Annotated in this window: 20 protein-coding genes; 3 read left to right on the forward strand and 17 right to left on the reverse strand. The window is 70.2% G+C overall.

The window, feature by feature from the left end; all coding sequences use genetic code 11:
• The first annotated feature begins 9 nt into the window (after positions 1–9).
• On the forward strand, positions 10–1,350 hold the full coding sequence (locus AC07RV_RS24705; RefSeq protein ID WP_093340589.1) for an NAD(P)/FAD-dependent oxidoreductase: 1,341 nt from the start codon (positions 10–12) through the stop codon (positions 1,348–1,350).
• A 9-nt stretch (positions 1,351–1,359) separates the two neighbouring features.
• On the opposite strand, the gene AC07RV_RS24710 is transcribed toward AC07RV_RS24705, so the two are convergent.
• Genes AC07RV_RS24710 through gcl form a run of 3 tightly spaced genes read right to left on the reverse strand, consistent with a single transcriptional unit; the run spans position 1,360 to position 4,921 of the window.
• Positions 1,360–2,268, reverse strand: a complete 909-nt coding sequence (locus AC07RV_RS24710; protein WP_057591560.1) for a 2-hydroxy-3-oxopropionate reductase — start codon at positions 2,266–2,268, stop codon at positions 1,360–1,362.
• 35 nt (positions 2,269–2,303) lie between these two features.
• Positions 2,304–3,089, reverse strand: coding sequence for a hydroxypyruvate isomerase (gene hyi / locus AC07RV_RS24715; protein WP_057591559.1), 786 nt, complete (start codon positions 3,087–3,089; stop codon positions 2,304–2,306).
• Between the two features lie 38 nt (positions 3,090–3,127).
• Positions 3,128–4,921 (reverse strand): glyoxylate carboligase, encoded by a 1,794-nt coding sequence (gene gcl / locus AC07RV_RS24720; protein WP_057591558.1) that lies wholly within the window; start codon positions 4,919–4,921, stop codon positions 3,128–3,130.
• Between the two features lie 130 nt (positions 4,922–5,051).
• Between gcl and AC07RV_RS24725 the strand changes: the two genes are divergently transcribed.
• On the forward strand, positions 5,052–5,954 hold the full coding sequence (locus AC07RV_RS24725; RefSeq protein WP_296784470.1) for a LysR family transcriptional regulator: 903 nt from the start codon (positions 5,052–5,054) through the stop codon (positions 5,952–5,954).
• Positions 5,955–5,970: 16 nt separating this feature from the next.
• Here AC07RV_RS24725 and AC07RV_RS24730 read toward each other — a convergent pair whose 3' ends face one another.
• The 8 genes from AC07RV_RS24730 to AC07RV_RS24765 all read right to left on the reverse strand — a co-directional run bounded on the left by AC07RV_RS24730 (position 5,971) and on the right by AC07RV_RS24765 (position 16,866).
• Positions 5,971–7,467 (reverse strand): carotenoid oxygenase family protein, encoded by a 1,497-nt coding sequence (locus AC07RV_RS24730; RefSeq protein ID WP_296784467.1) that lies wholly within the window; start codon positions 7,465–7,467, stop codon positions 5,971–5,973.
• A gap of 10 nt (positions 7,468–7,477) precedes the next feature.
• Positions 7,478–7,939 (reverse strand): DUF2141 domain-containing protein, encoded by a 462-nt coding sequence (locus AC07RV_RS24735; protein ID WP_296784463.1) that lies wholly within the window; start codon positions 7,937–7,939, stop codon positions 7,478–7,480.
• A gap of 139 nt (positions 7,940–8,078) precedes the next feature.
• On the reverse strand, positions 8,079–9,218 hold the full coding sequence (locus tag AC07RV_RS24740) for an AI-2E family transporter (protein ID WP_296784460.1): 1,140 nt from the start codon (positions 9,216–9,218) through the stop codon (positions 8,079–8,081).
• A gap of 101 nt (positions 9,219–9,319) precedes the next feature.
• Entirely contained in the window at positions 9,320–10,027 is a 708-nt protein-coding gene (locus AC07RV_RS24745; RefSeq protein ID WP_093340571.1) for a GntR family transcriptional regulator, read from the reverse strand.
• A gap of 20 nt (positions 10,028–10,047) precedes the next feature.
• Entirely contained in the window at positions 10,048–11,376 is a 1,329-nt protein-coding gene (locus AC07RV_RS24750) for a C4-dicarboxylate transporter DctA (RefSeq protein WP_296784452.1), read from the reverse strand.
• Between the two features lie 182 nt (positions 11,377–11,558).
• Positions 11,559–14,087, reverse strand: coding sequence for a CehA/McbA family metallohydrolase (locus tag AC07RV_RS24755; protein WP_296784447.1), 2,529 nt, complete (start codon positions 14,085–14,087; stop codon positions 11,559–11,561).
• 338 nt (positions 14,088–14,425) lie between these two features.
• Positions 14,426–16,222, reverse strand: a complete 1,797-nt coding sequence (locus AC07RV_RS24760) for an ATP-binding response regulator (protein ID WP_296784440.1) — start codon at positions 16,220–16,222, stop codon at positions 14,426–14,428.
• A 17-nt stretch (positions 16,223–16,239) separates the two neighbouring features.
• Positions 16,240–16,866: a response regulator gene (locus AC07RV_RS24765; protein ID WP_177239234.1), complete on the reverse strand. Its 627-nt coding sequence runs from the start codon at positions 16,864–16,866 to the stop codon at positions 16,240–16,242.
• A gap of 132 nt (positions 16,867–16,998) precedes the next feature.
• Here AC07RV_RS24765 and AC07RV_RS24770 point away from each other — a divergent pair, with 132 nt between their 5' ends.
• Positions 16,999–17,397: a hypothetical protein gene (locus AC07RV_RS24770; RefSeq protein WP_296784433.1), complete on the forward strand. Its 399-nt coding sequence runs from the start codon at positions 16,999–17,001 to the stop codon at positions 17,395–17,397.
• A 12-nt stretch (positions 17,398–17,409) separates the two neighbouring features.
• Here the strand turns inward: AC07RV_RS24770 and AC07RV_RS24775 are convergent, their stop codons facing one another.
• The 6 genes from AC07RV_RS24775 to AC07RV_RS24800 all read right to left on the reverse strand — a co-directional run bounded on the left by AC07RV_RS24775 (position 17,410) and on the right by AC07RV_RS24800 (position 22,421).
• A complete protein-coding gene (locus AC07RV_RS24775) occupies positions 17,410–18,057 on the reverse strand; it encodes a hypothetical protein (protein ID WP_296784429.1) in 648 nt (215 codons plus the stop codon).
• Between the two features lie 47 nt (positions 18,058–18,104).
• Positions 18,105–19,043: a non-homologous end joining protein Ku gene (gene ku / locus AC07RV_RS24780; protein WP_296784427.1), complete on the reverse strand. Its 939-nt coding sequence runs from the start codon at positions 19,041–19,043 to the stop codon at positions 18,105–18,107.
• A 32-nt stretch (positions 19,044–19,075) separates the two neighbouring features.
• Positions 19,076–19,384: a hypothetical protein gene (locus AC07RV_RS24785; protein WP_177239233.1), complete on the reverse strand. Its 309-nt coding sequence runs from the start codon at positions 19,382–19,384 to the stop codon at positions 19,076–19,078.
• A gap of 90 nt (positions 19,385–19,474) precedes the next feature.
• Positions 19,475–20,656: a GGDEF domain-containing protein gene (locus AC07RV_RS24790; RefSeq protein ID WP_296784425.1), complete on the reverse strand. Its 1,182-nt coding sequence runs from the start codon at positions 20,654–20,656 to the stop codon at positions 19,475–19,477.
• Between the two features lie 91 nt (positions 20,657–20,747).
• Complete coding sequence (locus AC07RV_RS24795; RefSeq protein WP_296784422.1) at positions 20,748–21,563, reverse strand: SDR family NAD(P)-dependent oxidoreductase; 816 nt, start codon at positions 21,561–21,563, stop codon at positions 20,748–20,750.
• A 51-nt stretch (positions 21,564–21,614) separates the two neighbouring features.
• Positions 21,615–22,421 (reverse strand): enoyl-CoA hydratase/isomerase family protein, encoded by an 807-nt coding sequence (locus AC07RV_RS24800; RefSeq protein WP_296784419.1) that lies wholly within the window; start codon positions 22,419–22,421, stop codon positions 21,615–21,617.
• Positions 22,422–22,445 lie beyond the last annotated feature (24 nt).

Genomic DNA, 22,445 nt, shown 5'->3' on the forward strand with positions numbered 1-22,445 from the left:
TTGCAGCGAATGACTTCCGGACCTTTCACCAGCACCGAACCCGACGTCGTGGTCATCGGCGGCGGCCCCTCGGGCTCCACCGTGGCCGCGCTGCTCGCGGACAAGGGCCACGACGTGGTGCTGTTTGAGAAGGCGCAGCATCCGCGCTTTCACATCGGCGAATCGCTGCTGCCGATGAACATGCCGCTGTTCGACCGGCTCGGCGTGCGCACCGAGGTCGAGGCCATCGGCATCCGCAAGCACGGCGCCGAGTTCGTCTCGCCCTGGCACGACCACAGCAGCCATTTCGACTTCGGCGAGGCGATGGACAAGAGCTTCCCGTATGCGGTGCACGTGCGCCGCTCGGAGTTCGACGAGCTGCTGTTCCGCCATGCCGGCAAGCGCGGCGCGCGGACCTTCGAGGGCCAGCGCGTCACGGGCGTCGACATGGACGCCGGCAAGGGCACGCCCGACAACCGCCCGCTCGTGAAGATCAAGGCCGACGACGGCACCGAGACCGCATGGCGCCCGCGCTTCGTGATCGACGCCAGCGGGCGCGACACCCTGCTGTCGAACCAGTTCGACGCCAAGCAGCGCAACCGCAAGCATGCGAGCGCCGCGCTCTACGGCCACTTTGCCAATGCCGAGCGCCGGCCGGGCCGCTTCGAGGGCAATATCTCGCTGTTTTGGTTCGACCACGGCTGGTTCTGGTACATCCCGCTCAAGGACGGCACCGTGAGCGTCGGCGCGGTGGCCTCGCCGGCCTACTTCAAGCGCCGCCAGGGCGCCTCGCTCGAGGACTTCCTGATGGAGACCATCGCGCTCGCGCCCAAGCTGGCCGCGCGCTTGAAGAACGCCACGCTGATGGAGGGCGCCACCGCCACCGGCAACTACGCCTACGACTCCAAGTTCTGCCGCGGCGACCGCTTCATGATGGTGGGCGACGCCTATGCCTTCGTCGACCCGATGTTCTCCTCGGGCGTCTACCTCGCGATGAACAGCGGCTTCGAGGCCGCGACGGCCGCCGACCTGTGGCTGCGCGGCGAGGCCAGGGAGGCCGAGCGCGCGTTCCGCCACTACGAGAAGGTCATGAAGCGCGGGCCGAGGATGTTCTCGTGGTTCATCTATCGCATCACCTCGCCGGCGATCCGGCGCCTGTTCATGGCGCCGCGCAACGTCTGGCGCATGCAGGAGGCGCTGCTGTCGATCCTGGCCGGCGACCTGTTCCGCGACACCCCCATCGGCCCGCGCTTCTGGGGCTTCAAGGTGACCTACTACGCCTCCTGCCTCGGCATCCTGCCGCAGGCCATCAAGACCTGGGCCTGGCGGCGGCGCAACCTCAAGGAATCCCTCGAGGCTGCGAAGACCTGAGTCGCAGGCTCAGTCCGGCGCCACCGTGTGCTGCGCCAGCGCTTCCAGCGCACGCACCAGCGCCGAGTGGTCCTGCTGCCCGTGGCCGAGTGCCGCGCAGGCGTTCATCAGTTGCGCCGCGCCGGCCGTCTGCGGCAGCGCCACGCCCAGCGAACGCGCGCTCTGCAGCGCGAGGTTCAGGTCCTTCTGGTGCAGCGAGATGCGGAAGCCCGGCGCGAAGGTGCGCTTGATCATGCGTTCGCCGTGCACCTCGAGGATGCGCGAGCTCGCGAAGCCGCCCATCAGCGCCTGGCGCACCTTGGCCGGATCGGCGCCGGCCTTGCTCGCGAACAGCAGTGCCTCGCCCACGGCCGCGATGTTCAGCGCCACGATGATCTGGTTGGCCACCTTGCAGACCTGGCCGTCGCCCACGCCGCCCACCAGCGTCACGTTCTTGCCCATCTTCTCGAGCAGCGGGCGCACGCGGCCGAAGGTGCCTTCGTCGCCGCCGCACATGATCGTGAGGCTCGCGGCCTTGGCGCCCACTTCGCCGCCCGAGACCGGCGCGTCGATGTAGCCGCAGCCCAGCGCCTCGATGCGCTGCGCGAAGCCCTTGGTGGCGATCGGGTCGATCGAGCTGCAGTCCACCACGATCTTGCCCTTGCTCAGGCCCGCGGCCACGCCGTCGCGGCCCGGTTCGCCGAACAGCACCTTCTCCACGTCGGGCGTGTCGGGCACCATCACGAACACGATGTCGGCCTGGCGCGCGACCTCGACCGGCGAGGCGCAGATGGTGGCGCGCGAGATGAAGGGCTCGGGCGTGTTGCCGTGCGTGTTCACGAACAGCTGGTGGCCGGCCTCGAGCAGGTGGCCCGCCATGGGCGCGCCCATGATGCCCAGGCCGATGAATCCGATGCGTTGCGATGCTTGTTGCGTCATGTCTGAGGTTTCCTTGAATCTGGTCGTGTCGTCGTTCACTGCGCGCGGGTCAGCGCCTCGCGCCAGCCCAGGCCTTCGACGGTGGTGGCGCGCGGCTTGTATTCGCAGCCGATGAAGCCGTCGTAGCCGAGCGCATCGATGTGCTGGAACAGCCACGGGTAGTTGATCTCGCCCGTGCCCGGCTCGCCGCGGCCCGGGTTGTCGGCCAGCTGGATGTGGCCGATGCGTGCGAAGTGCTTCGTGAGCGTGTTGCCCAGCTCGCCCTCGGTGCGCTGCGCGTGGTAGATGTCGTACTGCACGCGCAGGTTGGCCGAGCCCACCTCGTCGATCAGCGCGATCGCCTGCTCGGTGCGGTTCAGGAAGAAGCCGGGAATGTCGAAGGGGTTGATCGGCTCGATGAGCAGGCGGATGCCCGCCGCCTCGAGCTCGGAAGCGGCGAGGCGCAGGTTCTCGACCACCGTGCGGTGGGCGATGTCGTGGCTCACGCCGGCCGGCACCTTGCCGACCAGGCAGTTGACCTGCGGGCAGCCGAGGGCCGTGGCGTAGTCGATGGCCATCGCGATGCCTTCGCGGAACTCGCCGGTGCGGTCCGGATGGCAGGCGATGCCGCGCTCGCCCTTGTCCCAGTCGCCGGCCGGCAGGTTGTGCAGCACCTGCACGAGACCGTTGGCGCGCAGCGCGGCGGTGAGGTCCTTCTTCTCGAAGGGGTAGGGGAACAGGTACTCCACCGCCTCGAAGCCCGCCTTGGCGGCGGCCTCGAAGCGCTGCAGGAACGGCAGCTCGGTGAAGAGCATGGTGAGATTGGCTGCGAACTTGGGCATGGTGTGGTCCTTCGAATCGATCCGGTGATGGCCCGTGCTCAGTCCAGCAGCACCGCCGCCACGGCGGTGGGTGCATCGGCCGGCGTTTCCGCGAGCGGCTCGAACTCGGTGATGTTGTCGATCTCGGTGCCCATCGCGATGTTGGTCACGCGCTCGAGCATCACCTCGATCACCACCGGCACGCCGTGCTCGGCCATCAGCGCCTCGGCGCGGCGGATCGCGGGGGCGATCTCCTCCTGGCGGTTGACGCGGATCGCCTTGCAGCCCAGGCCCTCGACCACCTTCATGTGGTCCACGCCGTAGCTGCTCTCGATGCCGGCGTCGGGGCCCGCGTTGATGTTGTCGAAGGCCAGCTGCACGCAGTAGTCCATCTCGAAGCCGCGCTGCGCCTGGCGGATCAGGCCGAGGTAGGAGTTGTTGACCACGATGTGGATGTAGGGCAGCTTGAACTGCGCGCCCACCGCGAGCTCCTCGATCATGAACTGGAAGTCGTAGTCGCCCGAGAGCGCGACGATCTTGCGCGTGGGGTCGGCCGCGCGCACGCCGAGCGCGGCGGGAATGGTCCAGCCCAGCGGGCCGGCCTGGCCGCAGTTGATCCAGTGGCGCGGGTTGTAGACGTGCAGGAACTGCGCCGCGGCGATCTGCGACAGCCCGATGGTGCTGACGTAGCAGGTGTCGTTGTCGAAGTTGTTGTTCATGCACTGGTACACGCGCTGCGGCTTCATCGGCACTTCGTCGAAGTTGGTCTTGCGCAGCATGGTCCTCTTGCGCTCGATGCACGCGTTGGCCCACTCGCGGCGGCTCGGCAGCCGGCCCGCGGCCTTCATCTCCTCGGCCACCTGCACGAACAGCTCGAGCGCGGCCTTGGCATCGGAGACGATGCCGAAGTCGGGCGTGAACACGCGGCCGATCTGCGTGGGCTCGATGTCCACGTGCACGAACTTGCGGCCCTTGGTGTAGACGTCGACCGAGCCGGTGTGGCGGTTGGCCCAGCGGTTGCCGATGCCCAGGACGAAGTCGGAGGCCAGCATGGTGGCGTTGCCGTAGCGGTGGCTGGTCTGCAGGCCGCACATGCCGGCCATCAGCGGATGGTCGTCGGGGATCGAGCCCCAGCCCATCAGCGTGGGGATCACGGGCACGCCGGTGGCTTCGGCGAAGCGCACCAGCAGTTCGCTCGCGTCGGCGTTGATGACGCCGCCGCCGGCCACGATCAGCGGGCGCTCGGCCGCGTTGAGCATCTCGATCGCGCGCTCGATCTGGGCGCGGCTCGCGGCCGGCTTGTAGGGCTTGAGCGGTTCGTAGCTGTCGATGTCGAACTCGATCTGCGCCATCTGCACGTCGAAGGGCAGGTCGATCAGCACCGGGCCCGGGCGGCCCGAGCGCATCAGGTGGAAGGCCTGCTGGAACACTTGCGGCACCTGGCCGGGTTCGCGCACCGTCACCGACCACTTGGTGACCGGCTTGGAGATCGACTCGATGTCGACCGCCTGGAAGTCTTCCTTGTAGAGGCGCGCGCGCGGTGCCTGGCCGGTGATGCACAGGATCGGGATCGAATCGGCCCAGGCCGAGTACAGGCCCGTGATCATGTCGGTGCCCGCGGGGCCCGAGGTGCCGATGCACACGCCGATGTTGCCGGCGACGGCGCGGGTGTAGCCCTCGGCCATGTGCGAGGCGCCCTCGACGTGGCGCGCGAGGATGTGCGCGATGCTGCCGCGTTGCCGCAGCGCCGAGTACATCGGATTGATGGCGGCACCGGGCACGCCGAAGGCCTGCGTCACGCCCTCCTTCTCCATCACCAGCACGGCGGCCTGGACCGCGGTCATCTTTGCCATTGAAAGTCTCCTTGAAAGCTTGGGTCCACTGTAGGAAGCGGGGCGGATTCCAAGAAGACGGCACGGGACCATAAAACCTATTCCATTGCGGAATAAGTGATTAGGATGGCGGCGATCCGAAGGAGTGGCGATGGACCGGCTGTTGGCAATGGAAATGTTCGTGCGCGTGGTGGAGACCGGCAGCTTCTCGAAGGCCGCGGTCGAGTTCCATACCACCCAGCCCACGGTGACCAAGCAGATCGCCGCCACCGAGGCGCGCCTGAAAGTCAGGCTGCTCAACCGCAACACGCGCGGCGTGAGCCTCACCGAGCCCGGCGCGCTCTACTACGAGAAGTGCAAGTCGATCGTGCGCGACGCCGAGGAAGCCGACAGCGTGGTGCAGCTGCGCCAGAACCAGGCCCAGGGCCTGCTGCGCGTCGGCACCTCGGTGGCCTTCGGCCGCCGCGTGGTGGTGCCGCTCGCGCTCGAGTACATGCGCCGGTATCCGCAGGTGCAGATCGACCTGAGCTTCGAGGACCGCTACGTGGACCTGATCGCGCAGGGCATCGACGTGGCGGTGCGCATGGGCAAGCTGGCCGATTCCTCGCTGGGCGCGCGCTACCTGGGCGCCAACCCCTGGGCCATGGTCGCCTCGCCGGCCTACCTCAAGAAGCACGGCACGCCCAGGCGCGCGCAGGACCTCAGCGCGCACGTGGCGCTGATCTACAGCAGCGTGGTGGGCGACGAGTTCTGGCGCATGCACACGCCCAAGGGCGAGCCGGTGACGGTGCCGGTGTCGGGCCGTTTCCGCTCCAACAACCTCTCGGCCGTGCTGGCGGCCGCGCGCGACGGCCTGGGCATCGCGCTGATGCCGCGCTACGTGGCCAGCGAATCGCTGGCCGCGGGCAAGGTGCGCGCGGTGCTGGCCGACCATGCGCTGCCCGAGCAGGAGATCCACGCCGTCTTTCCCTCGCCCAAGCTGGTGCCGGGCAAGGTGTCGAGCTTCGTGGCCTTCCTGCAGGGGCGCTTCGACGAAGGCTGGTGGGACGCCTGAGGCGTCCCCTCGCGCCTCAGGCCTTCACGAAGGCGCCGTGCAGCCCCAGCGGCAGCGCATAGGGCAAGGTGGCCTGCGCCACCGGCCCCGCGGCGAGGTGGTCGGCCGCGAAGCACGACAGCACCGTGCACTTGCGGCCGAAGTCGAGCGAGGTGCCCAGCACCCAGCCCGGCTTCCTGCCGTCGGGTACGAACACATGCTCCTCGACGATCGACTGCGCGCCATGGACGAAGCGCTCGCTGCGGCCGCTCTCGACGTCGGTGCGCGCCACCGCCTGGAAGCCTGGCACGTCGGGCCGCGTCAGCGTGGCATGGATCACCTGGCGATGGCGCAGGCCGACGCGGCGCGGATCGATGCGCGGGAACTCGGCCTCCTGCGGCAGCACCTTCTGCGTGGCCCGGCCGGCGGCCAGGTCGAGCGTGGCGACGGTCAGGCGCGGTTCGTTCTGGCGCACGCGGCGCGCGCGCATCAGCTCGCGGTTGGTCGTGAACACCGACTCGGCATCCTCGGTGCGCACGTAGTCGATGTGGATGCGCGGGCCGCGCGGCGTGTCTTCCTCCCAGGCATTGCCGACATGGAACAGGAAGCCGGCCGGCAGGGTCAGCAGCTGGCGCCGCTCCCAGTCGCGCTTGTCGACCACCAGCGCGCGCATGCCGAGCTCGGGCCGCCAGACATGGGCATCGAGGAAGCTGGCGCCGGCCTCCTTGCGCTTGCCGTCGTACACCAGCGGCGGCATCAGGAACACCAGGTGGCGCTCGGTCACGGCGAAGTCGTGGACCATCGGCAGGTCGGGCACCGGCACCGCGGCGGCACGGCGCAGCGTGCCCTCGGGCGCGATCTCGTAGAGCGCGAGCAGGCTCGCGCCCGAGCTCACGCCGAAGTTCCACACCGTGCCGTCGGGGTCCACCTTGGGATGGGCCGAGAACGGCATGCCCGCGAGGTCGGCGCGCCAGGTCTTCAGGCCCAGCGTGTCGAGCGTGCGCGCGTCGAGGCGCGTGGCCGAGCCGCCTTCCCACAGCGCGAGCACCTCGCCCTGCAGCGGCAGCACGCTGGTGTTGGCGACGTTGATGGCATCGGGCGAAGTCGGCGGCTCCACGCCCGGCGGCACGGTGCCGAAGGCCTCGACCAGCCGGCGCCCGGCGCGCAGCTCGGCCACGCGTTTGGGCGTGGACACGTAGCGGCCCTGGTGCAGCACCTCGCCGCCCGCGATCGCGAAGCGGTGCACCATGCCGTCGCCGTCGAACCAGTGGTGGTAGCGCTCGCCGCCCAGGTCGTGGCCGGTGGGGCCGACGCGGAACAGCGTGCCGGCCACCGCGTCGGGGAAGCGCCCGCGCACCGTGGCACGGGTCGGCGGCAGGTCGCCGGGCGGCGTGGCGAAGCCGATCTTCCAGGGGGCGTCGGCGGCCTCGAACTGGGCCTGCCAGTTCTCCTCGCCCGCTGCTCGGGCCCAGGGCGCGAGCAGGGGCAGGGCGCCGGTGCCGGCCAGCAGGCGCAGCAGTTCGCGTCGTTGCATGGCGGCCTCCTCAGCGCAGGTGGATGGCGCTCTGCAGGTCGGCGTCGACGCCGATCGCCGCGGCCTCGAAGTCGGGCGCGCCGAGCTTGCCCTTGGCATCGTTCGAGAAGCCGTAGCGCTCGGTCGGCAGGCGCACGAGGTTGGTGTCGAGCTTGCCGTTGCCGTTCTCGTCGGCATAGGCGCGCACCGCATAACGGCCCGGCGGCAGGCCCGCGAACACCACGCGCGCCTTGCCCTCGCGCAGCGGCAGGCTCTGCGAGGCCAGCGGCTTGCTGGCGCCGAAGCTGGCGGCATCGGCGTACAGCGCGATGTAGAGCGTGGCCTCGGTGGCCGGGCCCTCGGCCACGTTCAGGCTGAGGTCGGCGGCCCGCGCGCTCAGCGGGACGAGCGTGGCGGCCGCGAGGGCAGCGACGGCGGTCGCGGCGTACAGGGTGCGCGCGGCCGGGCGGGGCAGGAAAGCGGGAAGGTGCATGGCGGTCCTCGTCGTGGTGGATGAAAGACCCGACGATCCCAAAGGCGGCGGCCGCTGCCCAGCGTCATGCGACGGAATGCGCGAATGCACGCGCGAAATGCGCGCAGGCCGGCGCGAACGGCCGGCCCCCGGACCGGCTTCAGCCCTTGTGCTGGCCCTTGTGTTGGCCGCCGTGCTGGCCGTGGTGGCGGCCGTCCTCGGCCTCGTCGGCCGGCTTTTCGTGGCCCGTGCCCACGTGGCCCGAATCGGCGAACAGGCTCCATGCCGCCATGAACAGCGCCGCCACCACCGGCCCGATCACGAAGCCGTTGATGCCGAAGATCGCCATGCCGCCGATGGTGGACATCAGCACGATGTAGTCGGGCATCTGCGTGTCCTTGCCCACCAGCACCGGGCGCAGGATGTTGTCGACCAGGCCGATCACGAACACGCCGACGAAGATCAGGATGCCGCCCTGCCAGAAATGGCCGGTGGCGAGGAAGTAGATCGCCACCGGGCCCCAGATCAGCGCCGCGCCCACGGCGGGCAGCAGCGACAGGAAGGCCATCAGCACTGCCCACAGCAGCGCGCCCTGCACGCCGAGGAACCAGAACGCCAGCCCGCCCAGCGCGCCCTGCGCCACCGCCACCGCCACGTTGCCCTTGATGGTGGCGCGGATCACGGTGGTGAACTTGTTGAGCAGGTAGTGCGTGTGCGGCTTGGCCAGCGGCAGCGCGTCGCGCATGGTCTTCGACAGCGAGGCGCCGTCGCGCACCAGGAAATAGAGCAGGTACAGCATCACGAAGAAGCTGACCACGAAGTCGAAGGTGTTCTGCCCGATGGCCAGCGCCTGGCTCGCGATCAGCTGGCTGCCCTGGCCGGCGATGGTCGAGATGCGCGCCTGCCAGGCCGCCGCGTCGCCGAGGTTGAAGCGCTCGACCAGGTTCAGCAGCCACTGCGGCGTGGCGGCCAGGATCTGCTGGAAGTAGGCCGCGAAGTTGATCTGCCCCGAGCGGATGCTCTGCGTGACCAGCGCCACTTCCTGCACCAGCGACACGCCGATCATCGCCAGCGGCAGGATCACGATCACCAGGCAGATCGCGAGCGTGGACAGCGCCGCCGCGTTGGGCTTGCCGCGCATCTTCCTGAGCAGCCACTTGTAGAGCGGCGTGAACAGGATCGCGAGCGACACGCCCCAGAGCACCGCGCCGAAGAACGGCATCAGCACCCACAGGAAGGCGACGGTGACGATGGCGAGCAGGGCGAGGAACACGCCGCGCTGGAGTTGGGGAGAGTTCATGGTTGACCCGGACTGTAGCCGAGCCCGCCGGGCCGCCTCTGTAGTCGCGGGCCCCTTCGTGCGCCGCCGCCGGCGGCCGGCGCGGACCTAATGCACGTTTCTCAGCGCTTGGCGCGCGGCAAGGCCACCGGCGCCAGCGTGGCGCGCAGCCGCGCCGAGGCATCGGGTTCGGCGCTGGCCTCGACCTCGAGCGCGCGCTCGACGTTGCCGATGTGGGCCAGCATCAGGCTGCGTGCGCGCGCGCTGTCGCCGCGCTCGAGCGCGGCCACGATCGCCTCGTGCTCGGCGCAGGACTGGCCGGCCTCGTGCTTCGACTGGTAGAGCGTGGCCGCCAGCGTGGTGCGCGCCGTCAGGTCGCGCAGCACGTCGACCAGCAGCTGGTGGCCGAGCTGCTCGGCCAGGCAGACGTGGAAGTCGGCCAGCAGGAAGGCGCGGGTGGCGGCGTCGGCGCCTTCCACCGCGCGCTGCTCGTCGGCGATGTGGTCGCGCAGCTTGCGGATCACCTTCGCCAGCGGCCGGCCCTCGGGCTCCGAGAGGATGCCCGACTCGATGATGCGGCGCGCGCGGAAGGCGTCGCGCGCCTCCTCGGCCGAAGGCTCGACCACGTACCAGCCGCGGCGCGACTGCACCTCGACGAAGCCGCGCGCCTGCAGCTGCATCAGCGCCTCGCGCACCATGGTGCGGCTGACCGCGAAGTTCTCGGCCAGCGCCTGCTCGCCGAGCCGCTCGCCGGGGGCGAGCTTCTGCGCGAGGATCGCCTCGACCACGCGCTCGGCGATGACGGTGGGGCTGACTTCGGTGGTGCTCATCGGTGGCGGGGCGGCTTGCTTCAGTGGCGTTCGAGGGCGGCGCCGACGGGCGGCGCGCCGGATTCTGCCAGCGCCGGTTCATCGGGTGCCGCGCGGCCGTCGAGCACCGCATGGGCGCGCTCGCGGTCGATGTCGCCTTCCCAGGCGGCGATCGCCACCGTCGCCACGCAGTTGCCGATCAGGTTGCCGAGCGCGCGCGCGATGCCCATGAACCAGTCGACCGACAGCACCAGCACCAGCCCGATCGCGGGAATGGCCGGAATCGCATGCAGGGTGGCGGCCAGCACCACGATCGCCGAGCCCGGCACGCCGTGCGCGCCCTTGGAGGTGACCAGCGAGATCGCGAGGATCGTCAGCAGGTCGGTCATGGTGATCGGCGTGTTGGTGGCCTGCGCGATGAACACCGCCGCCAGCGTGATGTAGATCGAGAAGGCGTCGAGGTTGAACGAGTAGCCGGTGGGGATCACCAGGCCCACCGTCGAGTCGCGGATGCCCATGCGGCGCAACTTGGCCATGATCTGCGGCAGCACGCTGTCCGACGAGGTGGTGGCGAACACGATCGCGAGCTCTTCGCGCAGGTAGCGCAGCAGCTTCCAGAGGCTGAAGCCCGACATGCGCATCACGAAGCCCAGCACCACGAACACGAACACCAGCACCGCGAGGTAGAACAGCGCGATCAGCATGCCGAGCTGCTTGAGCGAGCCCACGCCGTACTGGCCCACCGTGAAGGCGATCGCGCCGAGCACGCCCAGCGGCGCCAGCTTGATCAGGATGCCCATGATCTTGAACAGCACCAGCGAGAGCGCGTCCACCACCACCGCCACCGGCTTGCCGCGCTCGCCGAGCAGCGACAGCGCGCAGCCGAACAGCACCGCGAACAGCAGCACCTGCAGCACGTCGCCGGTCGCGAAGGCGTTCACCACCGTGGTGGGGATCAGCTTCATCAGGAACTCGACCGTGCCGCCGCTCGTGAGCTTGTCGGCATTGGAGGCATAGGCGCTCATCGCGGCGGGATCGAGCTTGCCCGGATCGACGTTCATGCCCACGCCGGGCTGGAACACGAAGGCCAGCACCAGCCCCATCGCCAGCGCGACGGTGGTGAGCAGCTCGAAGTAGATCAGCGCCTTCACGCCGACGCGGCCCACGCGCTTCAGGTCGCCCGCGCCGGCGATGCCATGCACCACCACGCAGAAGACCAGCACGGGAATGATCATCTTGATCAGCTTGATGAAGCCGTCGCCCAGCGGCTTGAGCTTGACGGCGAACTGCGGGGCCAAGAGGCCCAGCACCACGCCGATCAGCAGGGCGAGCACGACCTGGCCGAACAGGGAGCGGGTGAAACGACGCATGGCAATCTCCTGTGTTATTTGCATGCAAGTCGTCGGAAATCTTGCATACAAGCAATGTAGGCAAGAAAGGGCCTGGGTTGGCAGAGGGTATTCCCGGGCCTGGAGGAGGCCTTTCTTCAGGCATCGACCCCATGAAAAATGCCCCGCATCGGCGGGGCATCGGGCTCGAAAGCGGGGTCCGCCTACTTCGCGGACAACAGGAACACCTGCTGCGTCTGGTCACGCTGCAGCCGCGTGGCGTTGCGCGTGCTCGCGAAGGCGATGATGCCGCCCGAGGTCACGGGCCAGGTGTTGATGCCGGAGCCCTTGAGCAGCGTGCCGGTGTCCCAGCCCGCGGGCTTCTTGTAGACCGCGGTCATCACGCGCCAGCGCCAGTCGGCCGAGCGCGAGTCGAACCAGACCACGCGCACCGAGCCGTCCTTGTCCACGCCCAGGCGCGGGCGCTGGCTCATGGTGGTCGGCTCCGCGGCCAGCACCGTGGGGGCCGAGAAGGTGGCGCCGCCGTCGCCCGACACCGCCGCGAGCACCGCGATGTTCTTGCCGGCCGGCTCCTGCTCCTTGCTTTCCCAGGCCACGACCAGGTCGCCGTTGCCGCCGAAGATCACGTCGGGGTGGCGATCGGCGCGGTCGGTGGCGCCGAGGCTCACGGGCGTCTTCCAGGCGCCGGCCGCGTCGCGCACCGCGACCTGCACCTGCCAGTCGTCGGGGTTCGAGCCGTCGCCGTAGGCGGCGGCGCCGGTCCACAGCGGATCCTGGTCGTTGCGGTTGTCCTGCCAGGCCACGGCGACCCGGCCGTCGGCCGCGACCGTCAGGTTCGGCAGCACGGAAGCCGGGTAGTGCGGCGAGCGCGTGTCGTCGAGCACGCCGGCGTCGACCGACTTGCCGGCGCGCGAGAGGTTGCGCGGCTGCGCATCGGTGCCGACCTCCTGCACCATGATGTCGAAGGGCTGGTCGGCCTGGATCTCCTGCCAGGCCAGCACCGGCTTGCCGCTCGCGGCCACGGCGACGTCCGGATGCTCGGCACGGCCCTCGAGCGAGCGCACGGTGTCGGTCGAGGCCCAGGTCGCGCCGCCGTCGGCCGAATGGCGCAGGTTGATGACCGGGCGGTGCGGCACCTGCACCGCGTCTTCCTCCCAGGCCACCCAGACGTCGTTGCCGCGCACGGCCACGCGCGGGAAGCGCGCCTGGCCCTTGCCGCTCAGCGTCTGGCCGGCATCGCTCCAGACGCCCTTGGCATCGCGGCGGCGGTAGACCACGGTGCTGGTGGCATCGCCATGCATCTCGGTGACCACGTGCGTCACGCCGTCGGCGGTCACGAGGTCGGGGAAGCCGGCGAAGTCGCCGCGCGCACCGGCGACGCGCAGCGCGCCGTCGGCCACGCTGTCTTCCTTCGGCACGGCGATCTCGGCCTTGGCCTCGACCGGGGCCGGCGAGACGAAGATCGGCGACACGGCCGCCTTGAGTTCCATCGCGGCCGCGGCCGGCGGAATCGGCACGTTGATGCCGCGCACCTCGACGCGGTACCAGTCGGGCTGCGAGCCGGCGGTGATGTCGACCGTGTAGGTCTCGTCGTCGCGGGTCGGCTTGAAGGTCTTCATCGGGCCGGCGCTCTTGCCGGGCATGCGGAACAGCAGCACGTCCATGCCGGCGGCGCGCTGCACGCCGATGCGCAGGTGGCCGGTGGTGCCCGCGGGCACGAAGACCTCGTCGCCGCTCATGGCGGTGTAGCCGCCGCCCTTGAGGTCCGTGGTCATCGAGACGCCGGGGCCGGTCGGGTTGATCGACAGGCTGGTGTAGCCCGCGCGCAGCGCCTCGAGGATGCCGCGCTCGTTGTAGCCCTTGGCCAGCACTTTGGTCACCGGCATGCCGGGGCTGTTGAGGTAGGGCGCGCCCCAGTACTCGCGGAAGTGGTTGTCGCTGGCGCCGGCCACGCCGAAGCGGAAGCCCGCGTTCCAGCGATTCTCGGCGTAGTCCATCTGCTTGTCGGGGCTCTTCGAGCGGTTCCAGACCTCGACCAGGTTGACGCCCTGCACGTTGGCGTTCACGTTGGGCGTGCCGTCGGCATTCGTCTCGCCGTCGTCGGCATGCGCGACCGACCAGATGGCGCCCTGGGAATGCGCATCCCAGATCGACTGCTGGACCAGCGCGAACTGCGCGCGGTCCGGATGCATGGCCCCCTGCTCGACCGAGTCCACGCCGCCGAGCGCAATGGCGTGCGGCTTGCCGTTGGCTTCCTCGCCGCGGATCAGCAGCAGCGACGACGATTCCCACAGCGGGTCGTAGTGCTGGTCGTAGGTGCGGTGGTCGGTGAAGGGCACGAAGTCCAGGCCGGTGCGGCCGGCCTGGCCGATCTGGTCGGCCAGCGAGAGGTTGCCCTTGGCCTTGTCCTTGTTGAGCTGGCGCGGCGCGCTGCCGTCGTCGGAGTGGTCGTCGTGCACGTGGGTGTCGCCCTTGAACCAGGTGCCGGTGGGTGCCGCGTTCGCGGCCAGCGAGAACTTCGCCACCACGTTGCGGGCCTGGTCCATCGTCAGTTCGCAGACCTCGGTGCCTTCGCAGGCGCCTTGCCAGCCGTCGAAGACCGAGCCGCGCGCGGCGGTGGCGATGAGCTTGACGCTCGTGCCCTGGGCGTAGTCGGCGCTGCACTGGGTGTCGCAGGCGAGCGCGGTGTCGAGCGACTCCACGTCGCCGTGGCCGTCGCCCTGCAGGCTCACGGCCGCGGCGTGGCGCGCGTTCGGGTCCTCAGGCGTGCCGGGGCCGCCGGAGCCCCCCGAACCCTGGTCGGCGGGCGGAGGAAGAAAAGCGAATCCGCTGTTGCCCGAGCCGCCCCCGCACGAGGCGAGAAAGACTGCGCAGGCCACCGCGAGGAGGCGTTTGGAAAAAGACTGGGGCGTCGTGAACACCATGAACCTCTGGAAAAGAAGACGGGTTCCGCAAGGCAGGGCTGCGCTGCGGGAAGAGTTCCGTCGAAATGAAAACCAAAGGATGGTGTTTGTTCGTTACATCGGCATGAAAAATATTCAGTCTAATTTTCAACTCAGATAAATAAAACTCAAAGCCGGGCCGACGGCGCCAGCAGCGACTCGATCGTCGCGCGCAAGGTCTGCGCATCCACGGGCTTGTGCAGCAGCGGCCAGCGCGTGGCGCGCGCTTCGCGCAAGGCCTCGGACGAGGTCTCGCCGGTGATGAAGACCACCGGAAACTCGCCATGCAGTTCGCGCAGCCGCGCGACCAGCGCCGGCCCGTGCTCGTTGCCGCGCAGCCGCAGGTCCGCGATCAGCAGGTCGGGGCAGCCGCCGGCGTCGAACAGCGCCGCCGTGCCGGCGGCATCGAGGGCGGCGCGCACCTCGAGCTGCCAGGCCTGCAGCAGGGTCGTCATGCCGCGCACGATGTCGGGTTCGTCGTCGACCAGGTAGACCGTCGGCCGGCCGCCGGTCGTGGCCTCGAGCGCGGCGGCCGGCGGTGGCAGCACGGCCGCGGCCACGGGCGGCGGCGTCTCGCGCACGCCGGGCATGCGCACCTCGAAGCGGCTGCCGGCGCCGAGCCGCGAGCGCAGCGAGATGCGCGCGCCGATCAGCACGACCAGCCGCTCGACGATCGCCAGCCCCAGGCCCACGCCCTGGCTGCGGTCGCGCCCCGCGTTGCCGAGCTGGTAGAACTCCTCGAAGATGCGGTCGTGCTCGGCGGGGGCGATGCCCCTGCCGCTGTCCTCCACCACCAGGATGGCGCACAGGCCGTCGTGCCGCAGCCGCACGCGCAGGCCGCCGCGCTCGGTGTACTTGATGGCGTTGTCGATCAGGTTGCGCGCGATGCGCAGCACCGCGGTGGGGTCGCTCTCGAGCGTGACGGGCCGCAGCTCGCGCGTGAAGTACAGGCCCTTGGTCGCCGCGGCCGCCTCGAATTCGGCGCAGACGCTCGCGATCACCGCGTCGAGCGCGAAGCGCTGCCGCACCGGCACGTAGTGGCCCGAGGAGAGCTGCGACAGGTCGAGCAGCCCGTGCAGCAGCGCACCGAGCGAACGCACCAGCTGGTCGATGTGCGCGGCGACCTCGTCCAGCGTGGCCGGCGTGGGGCTCGCGGCCAGGATCGCGCTGTAGACCGACAGCGCGTGCAGCGGCTGGCGCAGGTCGTGGCTCGCGGCCGCGAGCACGCGCGTGCGCGCCAGCGCCGCGGCCTCCGCGCGCGTGACCGCCGCCTGGACCTCTTCATTGCTGCGCTCGAGGTGGCGCACCATCTCGTCGCGCTCGCGCCGGATCGCCACCGAGCGCGTGAGCAGCTTCTCGTTCTCGTTGGCTGCGAACAGCAGCGCGAGCATGTAGGCCATGGTCATCGCGGTGGTGGCCTGCAGGTGCTCGGGATGCAGCAACACCCAGGCGGTGGAGGTGGGCACGAGGATGGCGGCTGCGTAGACGCCGGCGAGCAGGCGCGAGGAGATCGAGACCGCGACCCCGATGGCCGGCAGCGCGACCAGGATGAAGGTCAGGAAGGTCTGGTTCAGCGCGCTGAGGTCGGTCTTGAACAGCGGCAGCATCACGCCGGCCTCGGCGCCGGCCAGGAAGCCCAGGGCGACCTGCTGGCGCAGGGCCTTGCGCAGGTCGAGGCGGGAGAGCCGCCGCAGCAGATGCCAGGCATGGGCGGCGCGCGCGCCCTCCATGCACAGCACCGCGACGGCCCACAGCGCGAACTCGACGAGCGGCACCTGCGGCAGCAGCACGAAGGCCGAGCCACCGACCAGCAAGGCCTGCACCAGCGGAATGCGCAGGGTGACGCGTGCATGCAGCTCGACGAACTCCCGCAGCAGTTCGCGCTGGAACGAGGCCTCTGCCGCGGGGTCGGGGAGGGCTGGCACGCTGTCCCCGTCGCGGTTCAGGAAGGACGCGGCAGGTCCAGCAGGCCGAGCCGCCCCGCGGTGATCACGGCCTCGGTCCGGTTGTGGACGTCGAGCGCCTCGAACAGCCCGCGTATGTATTCCTTGACGGTGTATTCGGACAGCCGCAGTTCGCGCGCGATCGTCTTGGTCGGCAGGGCCCGGGCCAGGCCGCGCAGCACGTCGAGCTCGCGCGGGCTCAGCGCCGGGCGCCGGGGTGCCACCGCGACGGTGCTCAGCACTTCCTCGGGCAGATGGATCTGGCCGGCCAGCACCCGTTGCAGCGCCTGCGTCAGGGTCGCGGGCGGCATGCTCTTGGGCACGAAGCTCATGGCGCCGGCATCGATGCAGGCATGCACGGTCGCGAGATCGCTGGTGGCCGAGACGATCACCACGGCGACATCGGGCGCGGCCGCCTTGAAGGCCGTGAGCGCATCGAGGCCGCGTTCGCGCGCGAGCGTGAGGTCGAGCAGGCAGACGGAGAGATCGGGATGTTCGGCGGCGAGCGCGGTCGCCTCGCCGAGGGTGGCGGCCTCGTAGACGGCCGCGCGGCTCTCCATGCCGGCGAGCAGCAGGCGCAGACCCGCACGGAACAGTGCGTGGTCGTCCACGACAAGAATCTTCATCTTGTGCCTCTCCCTGCGCGGGGCCGGTGCTGGCTGCGCGGCCGCGTTTTTACACCATCGAGGGGGCTGGCGGCGCGTTGGCCCCTCGCATGAGGGGATGTGCGGCGGGCGCGGAAAAACTATGGTCGGCAGATGACGCTCAAGCGCCTTCATCAATTGCTGCGAGTGGCTTCGCACCTGCTGGACCAGGCGGCGGACGACGCCCACAAGACCCGGCTCCAACCCCTGTCCGACAACATCGAAAGAATAGGCCGCGCGCTGATCGAGGTGATGGAGGTGCAGCGGCAGATCCACCTCGTGCAGCCCGAGCTCCGGCTCCGCTCGCTGGCCGCGCCGCCGCGCGAGCGCGATGCCATCCTGCTGTTCGCGCGCTGCATGGCGGAAGCCATCGAGCTCGAGGAACGTGGCGAGACCCTGGCCGCCATCGCGACCTACGAATGGTTCATGGGCAATTCGCGCTCGCTCGCGCGGCGGGCGATCGCGAAGGCGCAGATACGGCGGCTGTCTTCGGCGTCGGAGCCGACGCGCTGAGCGCCGCGAGGCTCAGTGCAGCGTGCCCGGGTGCTCGGCTTCCAGGCGCAGGCGTTCGGTCTGCTGTGCCAGCGCGACGGTCTCGGCGATCTCGCGCAGCGTGAGCCGCCCGGCCAGTTCGGCTTCGCCGGCCAGCACGTGTTGCAGCGCCTCCCGGCCCTTGGGGCCGGCCAGCCAGGTGGAGGCCGACGAGACCGATCCGCCGCCGAAGCGCACCTGCAGCGCCTTGCCCGCTGCGCGGCTGATGCGCATGAATGCCTCATGGTCGGTCGCGGCCGAGGCCTGGCGCACCACCAGGCAGAAGGCCTCGAGCTTGTCGGTCTCCACGCGCAGGCGGCGGGCCCTGGCTTCGCTCGGGGCGGCCGCACCGAGCAGCGCCGATGCCGCGGCTTCGCTGAACAGGCGGATCTCGCGCCCTTCCTCCCAGGCGGCATCGCCGCGCGACAGCACCTCGACCCGCCGGCCCTGGGCCCGGGCCGCGCGCTCGGCGGCGGCGCGCGCTTCGTCGGCCTGGTCCGCGTGCCAGGCGAGCAGCGGCGCGTCCGCCGTGCCGTGCACCGCCCAGCGGCCCGCGGCATTGAGGCAGCGCGCATGCGTGTCCGGCCGGTCCGAGGCTGGCGAGGTCGAGAGGGAAAGGAACAGGTACGGGGTGGGCGACATGGGAGCGGGCTTTTCGGACGAGGGCCCGATTGTCCCCCTCGCGCCCCTCAGGCCGCCTTGCGCTCGTCCGATTTCCTGGCCGGCGCGGCCTTGGCCCGCGTGGTCTTCTTCGCCGCCGTCTTCCCGGCCGTCTTCCCCGCCTTGGGCGCCGCGCGCGCCCCCTTCTTCGCGGCGGCCCCCGCCTTCGCGCCCTTGAGGCTGCGCGTCAGCAGCTCGGTCAGATCGATCACCTTCGCGCCCGGGCCCGGCGCCTCTTCCTCGGGCTCGATCACCGTCTCGGTGTCGCCGGCCTTGACCTTCTTCTGCACGATCTTCATCACCGCGTGCTTGAACTCGTCCTGGAAGTCCTCGGGGTCCCAGGCGCCCGACATGTCCTTGACCAGCTGCTCGGCCATCTTCATCTCGGCCGGCGTGATCCTCGCGCTCTTCACGCCCTCGGGCGGCAGCTCCAGACCCTCGAGCGACTTCACTTCGTCGCCCCAGCGCATCAGGTTCAGCACCAGCGCCTTGCCCGAGGGCACGAGCACGGCCAGGTGCTGCTTGGTCGAGATCACCACCTTCGCGAGCCCGACCTTGCCGGTCTTCACGAGCACCTCGCGCAGCAGCGCGTAGACCTTCTGGCCCTTGTTGATCGGCGCCACGTAGTAGGGCCGCTCGAGGTAGACGAAGGGAATGTCGTTGGCATCGATGAAGCGCTCGATCTCGATGGTCTGCGTGGTGCGCGGAAAGGCGGCCTCGATCTCGGCCGGCGAGACGATCACGTACTTGCCGTCCTCGTACTCGACGCCCTTGACGATGTTGTCGCGGTCGATCTCGCGGCCGGTGCGCTTGTTGATGCGCTTGTAGCCCACCGGGTCCATGCTGCGCTTGTCGAGCCAGTCGAAGTCCACGCCCTGCTCGGTGCTCGCGGTGTGCAGGCCGACGGGGATGTGGACCAGGCCGAAGGTGATCGCGCCTTTCCAGAGGGTTCGGGTGCCGGTGGCCATGGTGGGTCCTCGTGATGGGTGGTGGGGGCGGTTCAGGAAGGCCGGCCGAAGCCGAAGGCCGTGCCGCGCGGCGCGGGCCGGGCCGAGGCCTCGGCGCTGTCGTCCTCGTCCTCGTCGGCCGGGGTCTGTTCCCTCGGCCCCGCGTCGAGGTCCTCGACCTGCTGCTGCAGCTTCAGCAGGCCGGCCGCCATCGCGCGCTGGTAGCTGTCGACGCCGCGGCGCGCACGGGCGATCGTCTGCACGTGGTCGTCGGCATCGAGCTCGCCCAGCACCCATTCGAAGCGGCCGTCATCGGGCGCCTCGACGAACACCGCCAGACGGCGAAGCGGGAGCAGGGACATGGCACCACGATGCGCAGCCGAGCTGCTGTCGGGCGTAGGAAGCCGGCGGCTGATGGCGTCGGAAGGAGGGCGCAGCCGATGCGGCCGCGCTCAGCCGGCCAGCACCACGCGGTCGCGCCCCAGCGACTTGGCGCGGTACAGCGCCTCGTCGGCCTGGCCGAGCATGTCGTCGATGTCGGCGCCCGGCTGCTGCGGCGCCACGCCGATGCTCACGGTGAAGGCGCCCACGGCGGCCAGCGGCGAGTCGGCCGGGAAGGCCTCGCCGGCGCTGGCCTTGACGCGCGCCGCGAGCTCGGTGGCCTCGGCGGGCGAGGCCTCGGGCAGCATCACGACGAACTCCTCGCCGCCATAGCGCCCGAGCAGGCCATGGCCGCCGATGGCGCGCTGCATGCGGCCGACGGCCTCGCGCAGCACGGCGTCGCCGGTCTGGTGGCCGAAGCGGTCGTTGATCGACTTGAAGTGGTCGACGTCGATCATCAGCAGCGCCATGCGCCGCGTCTTCGAGCCGCCGTCGCGCCCGGCCGCGGCCAGCTGGGCCTGGCAGGCGTCGAGCAGCGCGCGCCGGTTGAGCACGCCGGTCAGCGGGTCGTGGGTGGCGAGGAACTCGAACTCCGAATGCATGCGGTCGGTCGCCATCAGGATGGCGGCGATCGACAGCAGCAGCACGGTGAAGGAGTACATCGAGATGTAGATCGACTGCAGCAGGGTCGCGTCCATCAGGCCGACGCCGGCCATGCCCAGCAGCGCCGACACCAGCCGCGCCAGGGCCACCAGCGCCTGAAGCAGCAGCAGCACGATCATCAGCCGCATGCCGAGCACGCGGCCGCGGTTGCGGATGTAGAGCAGCGCGTGGTTGAAGAACAGGGCGGCGACCAGCGCCGTGACGATCACCAGCCGGATCTCGTAGTCGGGCTTGAACGCGCTGAACCAGAACAGCGCGCAGGCCATCAGCACGGTCAGGCCGTGCCAGCCGGCGGTGTCGCTGCGGCCGTGCAGGAAGCGCTGGCTGCCGGCGTAGTAGAGGAGGCAGGCCTCGAACAGCACCACGTTCGCGACCACGATGGTGAGGAAGTCGGGCAGCACGTCGCGCGCGGCGAACAGCAGGGTGCTGACGAAGGCCACCAGCGGCGCCCAGGCCCACTCGCGCAGGCCCTGGATGGTGGCCGGGTAGCTGCGGCGCATGAAGAACACCACCACCGACATCACGACGCCCATCAGCCCCGCCAGCATGATGACGGAGCGGGGGTCGAGGACGGAAGGCAGCGCAGCCATGGGACCGGATTCTGCATTGCCGCGCGCAGCCCGTGCCGGCGCGGGGCTGCGGGAGAACCCTGGGCGCGGCCCGATCTTCAGGAACGCGCGCTCACAGCATCGCGAAACCGCCCGAGGCGCCCAGCGTCTGGCCGGTGACGAACAGCGCGCGGTCCGAGGCCAGGAAGGCCACCACGCCCGAGACGTCCTCGGGCCGCGAGAGCCGGCCCACGCCCTTGGCGATCGGGTAGACGTTGAGCATCTTGGGCAGGCGCTCGTCGTTCTCGACCGTGGCGTCCACGCGCAGCGGGCCGTCCTTGATGCCGGCGTGCGAGACCGCGCCCAGCGCGACCGAGTTGACCGTGATCGCGTGCCGGCCGTGCTCGCGCGCCAGCGCCTTGCCGAAGCCCGCGATCGCGGCCTTGGCGCCCGAGTACACCGCCATGTTGGCCTCGCCGATGCGCCCGGCCTCCGAGATGATGTTGACGATGCGCCCGCCCTTGCGCGCCACCATGCCCGGCAGCACGGTGCGGCAGCAGTGCATGGTGCCGTAGACGTTGAGGTTGACGATCTTGGCCCAGTCCTCGATGGGCATGTCGAGGAAGGGCGGCGTGCGCCCGCCCTTCTCGCGCCGCTCGGGAATGATGCCGGCGTTGTTGACCAGCACGCTGACCGGTGCGTCGAAGTGCGCCGTGCCTTTGGCGACCATGGCCTCGACCTGGTCGGCGCGCGTGATGTCGGCCGGCGCCGCGAGGGCCTGGCCGCCGGCGGCCGCGATCTCGGCCGCCACCGCTTCGGCGCGCTCGGCGAACAGGTCATTGACGATGACGCGCGCGCCCTCGGCCGCGAGTTCGATGCAGATCTGGCGGCCGACGCCCTGGCCGCCGCCGGTGACCAGCGCGACCTGGCCTTCCAATCCGAGTTTCATGGGATGCGTTCCTTGTCTTGTAGGGGAGGGGGAAGAAATGGAGGGACGGGCTCAGCGGCCGGTGAACACCGGCTTGCGCTTCTCGACGAAGGCGCGCATGCCTTCCTTGCGGTCCTCGCTGTCGATGATCATGGCGGCCGCGTAGCGCTCGTACTCCAGGCCCGAGTCGAGGTCGGTCTGCATGCCGCGGTTGATGGCGCGCTTGGCGAAGCGCACCGCCAGCGGCGGATGCTCGGCGATGCGCTGGGCCAGTTCGAGCGCGGCCGGCATCAGCTCGGCCTGCGGCAGCACGCGGCTCACGATGCCGTAGCGCAGCGCGGTGTCGGCGTCGACCAGGTCGGCCGTGAGGATCAGTTCCTTGGCGCGCGCCTCGCCGATCAGCCGCGGCAGCCGCTGCGTGCCGCCGGCCGCGGGGATCACGCCGAGCTTGATCTCGGGCAGGCCGAAGCGCGCGGCCTGCGAGGCCAGGCGGATGTCGGCGCACAGCGCGATCTCGAGGCCGCCGCCGAGCGCCACGCCGTTGATGGCGGCGATCACCGGCTTCTCGAACTCCTCGATGTTGCGGAACAGGTCGTGCGTGGCCTTCTGCGCCACGAAGTAGTCGGTGCCGAGGGTGGCGTGGCCGGCGCGTTCCTTGATGTCGGCGCCGGCGCAGAAGGCGCGCTCGCCGCTGCCGGTGACCAGCACGGCGCGCACGCGCTCGTCGGCGCGCGCGTACTCGAAGAAGGCGCGCGCGAGGTCGGGCTTCATCGAGCCGCCGAGCGTGTTCATGCGATCGGGCCGGTTCAGTGTGACCACGGCGACATTGCCGCGCACTTCGTACAGCAGGGTTTCGAGGGCAGGGGTGTTCGGGTTCATGGGGAGCTTCTTCCTGTGTCGTCT

The organism is Variovorax sp. GW821-FHT09B01 (assembly GCF_059418345.1).

Coding starts and splice junctions, on each gene's coding strand:
- AC07RV_RS24795 (WP_296784422.1), bottom strand. CDS start 21,563: ATGAAACTCGGATTGGAAGGCCAGGTCGCGCTGGTCACCGGCGGCGGC.
- AC07RV_RS24765 (WP_177239234.1), bottom strand. CDS start 16,866: ATGAAGATTCTTGTCGTGGACGACCACGCACTGTTCCGTGCGGGTCTG.
- AC07RV_RS24790 (WP_296784425.1), bottom strand. CDS start 20,656: ATGGCTGCGCTGCCTTCCGTCCTCGACCCCCGCTCCGTCATCATGCTG.
- AC07RV_RS24750 (WP_296784452.1), bottom strand. CDS start 11,376: ATGCGTCGTTTCACCCGCTCCCTGTTCGGCCAGGTCGTGCTCGCCCTG.
- AC07RV_RS24705 (WP_093340589.1), top strand. CDS start 10: ATGACTTCCGGACCTTTCACCAGCACCGAACCCGACGTCGTGGTCATC.
- AC07RV_RS24775 (WP_296784429.1), bottom strand. CDS start 18,057: ATGTCGCCCACCCCGTACCTGTTCCTTTCCCTCTCGACCTCGCCAGCC.
- AC07RV_RS24730 (WP_296784467.1), bottom strand. CDS start 7,467: ATGCAACGACGCGAACTGCTGCGCCTGCTGGCCGGCACCGGCGCCCTG.
- AC07RV_RS24735 (WP_296784463.1), bottom strand. CDS start 7,939: ATGCACCTTCCCGCTTTCCTGCCCCGCCCGGCCGCGCGCACCCTGTAC.
- gcl (WP_057591558.1), bottom strand. CDS start 4,921: ATGGCAAAGATGACCGCGGTCCAGGCCGCCGTGCTGGTGATGGAGAAG.
- AC07RV_RS24725 (WP_296784470.1), top strand. CDS start 5,052: ATGGACCGGCTGTTGGCAATGGAAATGTTCGTGCGCGTGGTGGAGACC.
- AC07RV_RS24800 (WP_296784419.1), bottom strand. CDS start 22,421: ATGAACCCGAACACCCCTGCCCTCGAAACCCTGCTGTACGAAGTGCGC.
- hyi (WP_057591559.1), bottom strand. CDS start 3,089: ATGCCCAAGTTCGCAGCCAATCTCACCATGCTCTTCACCGAGCTGCCG.
- AC07RV_RS24745 (WP_093340571.1), bottom strand. CDS start 10,027: ATGAGCACCACCGAAGTCAGCCCCACCGTCATCGCCGAGCGCGTGGTC.
- AC07RV_RS24785 (WP_177239233.1), bottom strand. CDS start 19,384: ATGTCCCTGCTCCCGCTTCGCCGTCTGGCGGTGTTCGTCGAGGCGCCC.
- AC07RV_RS24740 (WP_296784460.1), bottom strand. CDS start 9,218: ATGAACTCTCCCCAACTCCAGCGCGGCGTGTTCCTCGCCCTGCTCGCC.
- AC07RV_RS24770 (WP_296784433.1), top strand. CDS start 16,999: ATGACGCTCAAGCGCCTTCATCAATTGCTGCGAGTGGCTTCGCACCTG.
- AC07RV_RS24710 (WP_057591560.1), bottom strand. CDS start 2,268: ATGACGCAACAAGCATCGCAACGCATCGGATTCATCGGCCTGGGCATC.
- ku (WP_296784427.1), bottom strand. CDS start 19,043: ATGGCCACCGGCACCCGAACCCTCTGGAAAGGCGCGATCACCTTCGGC.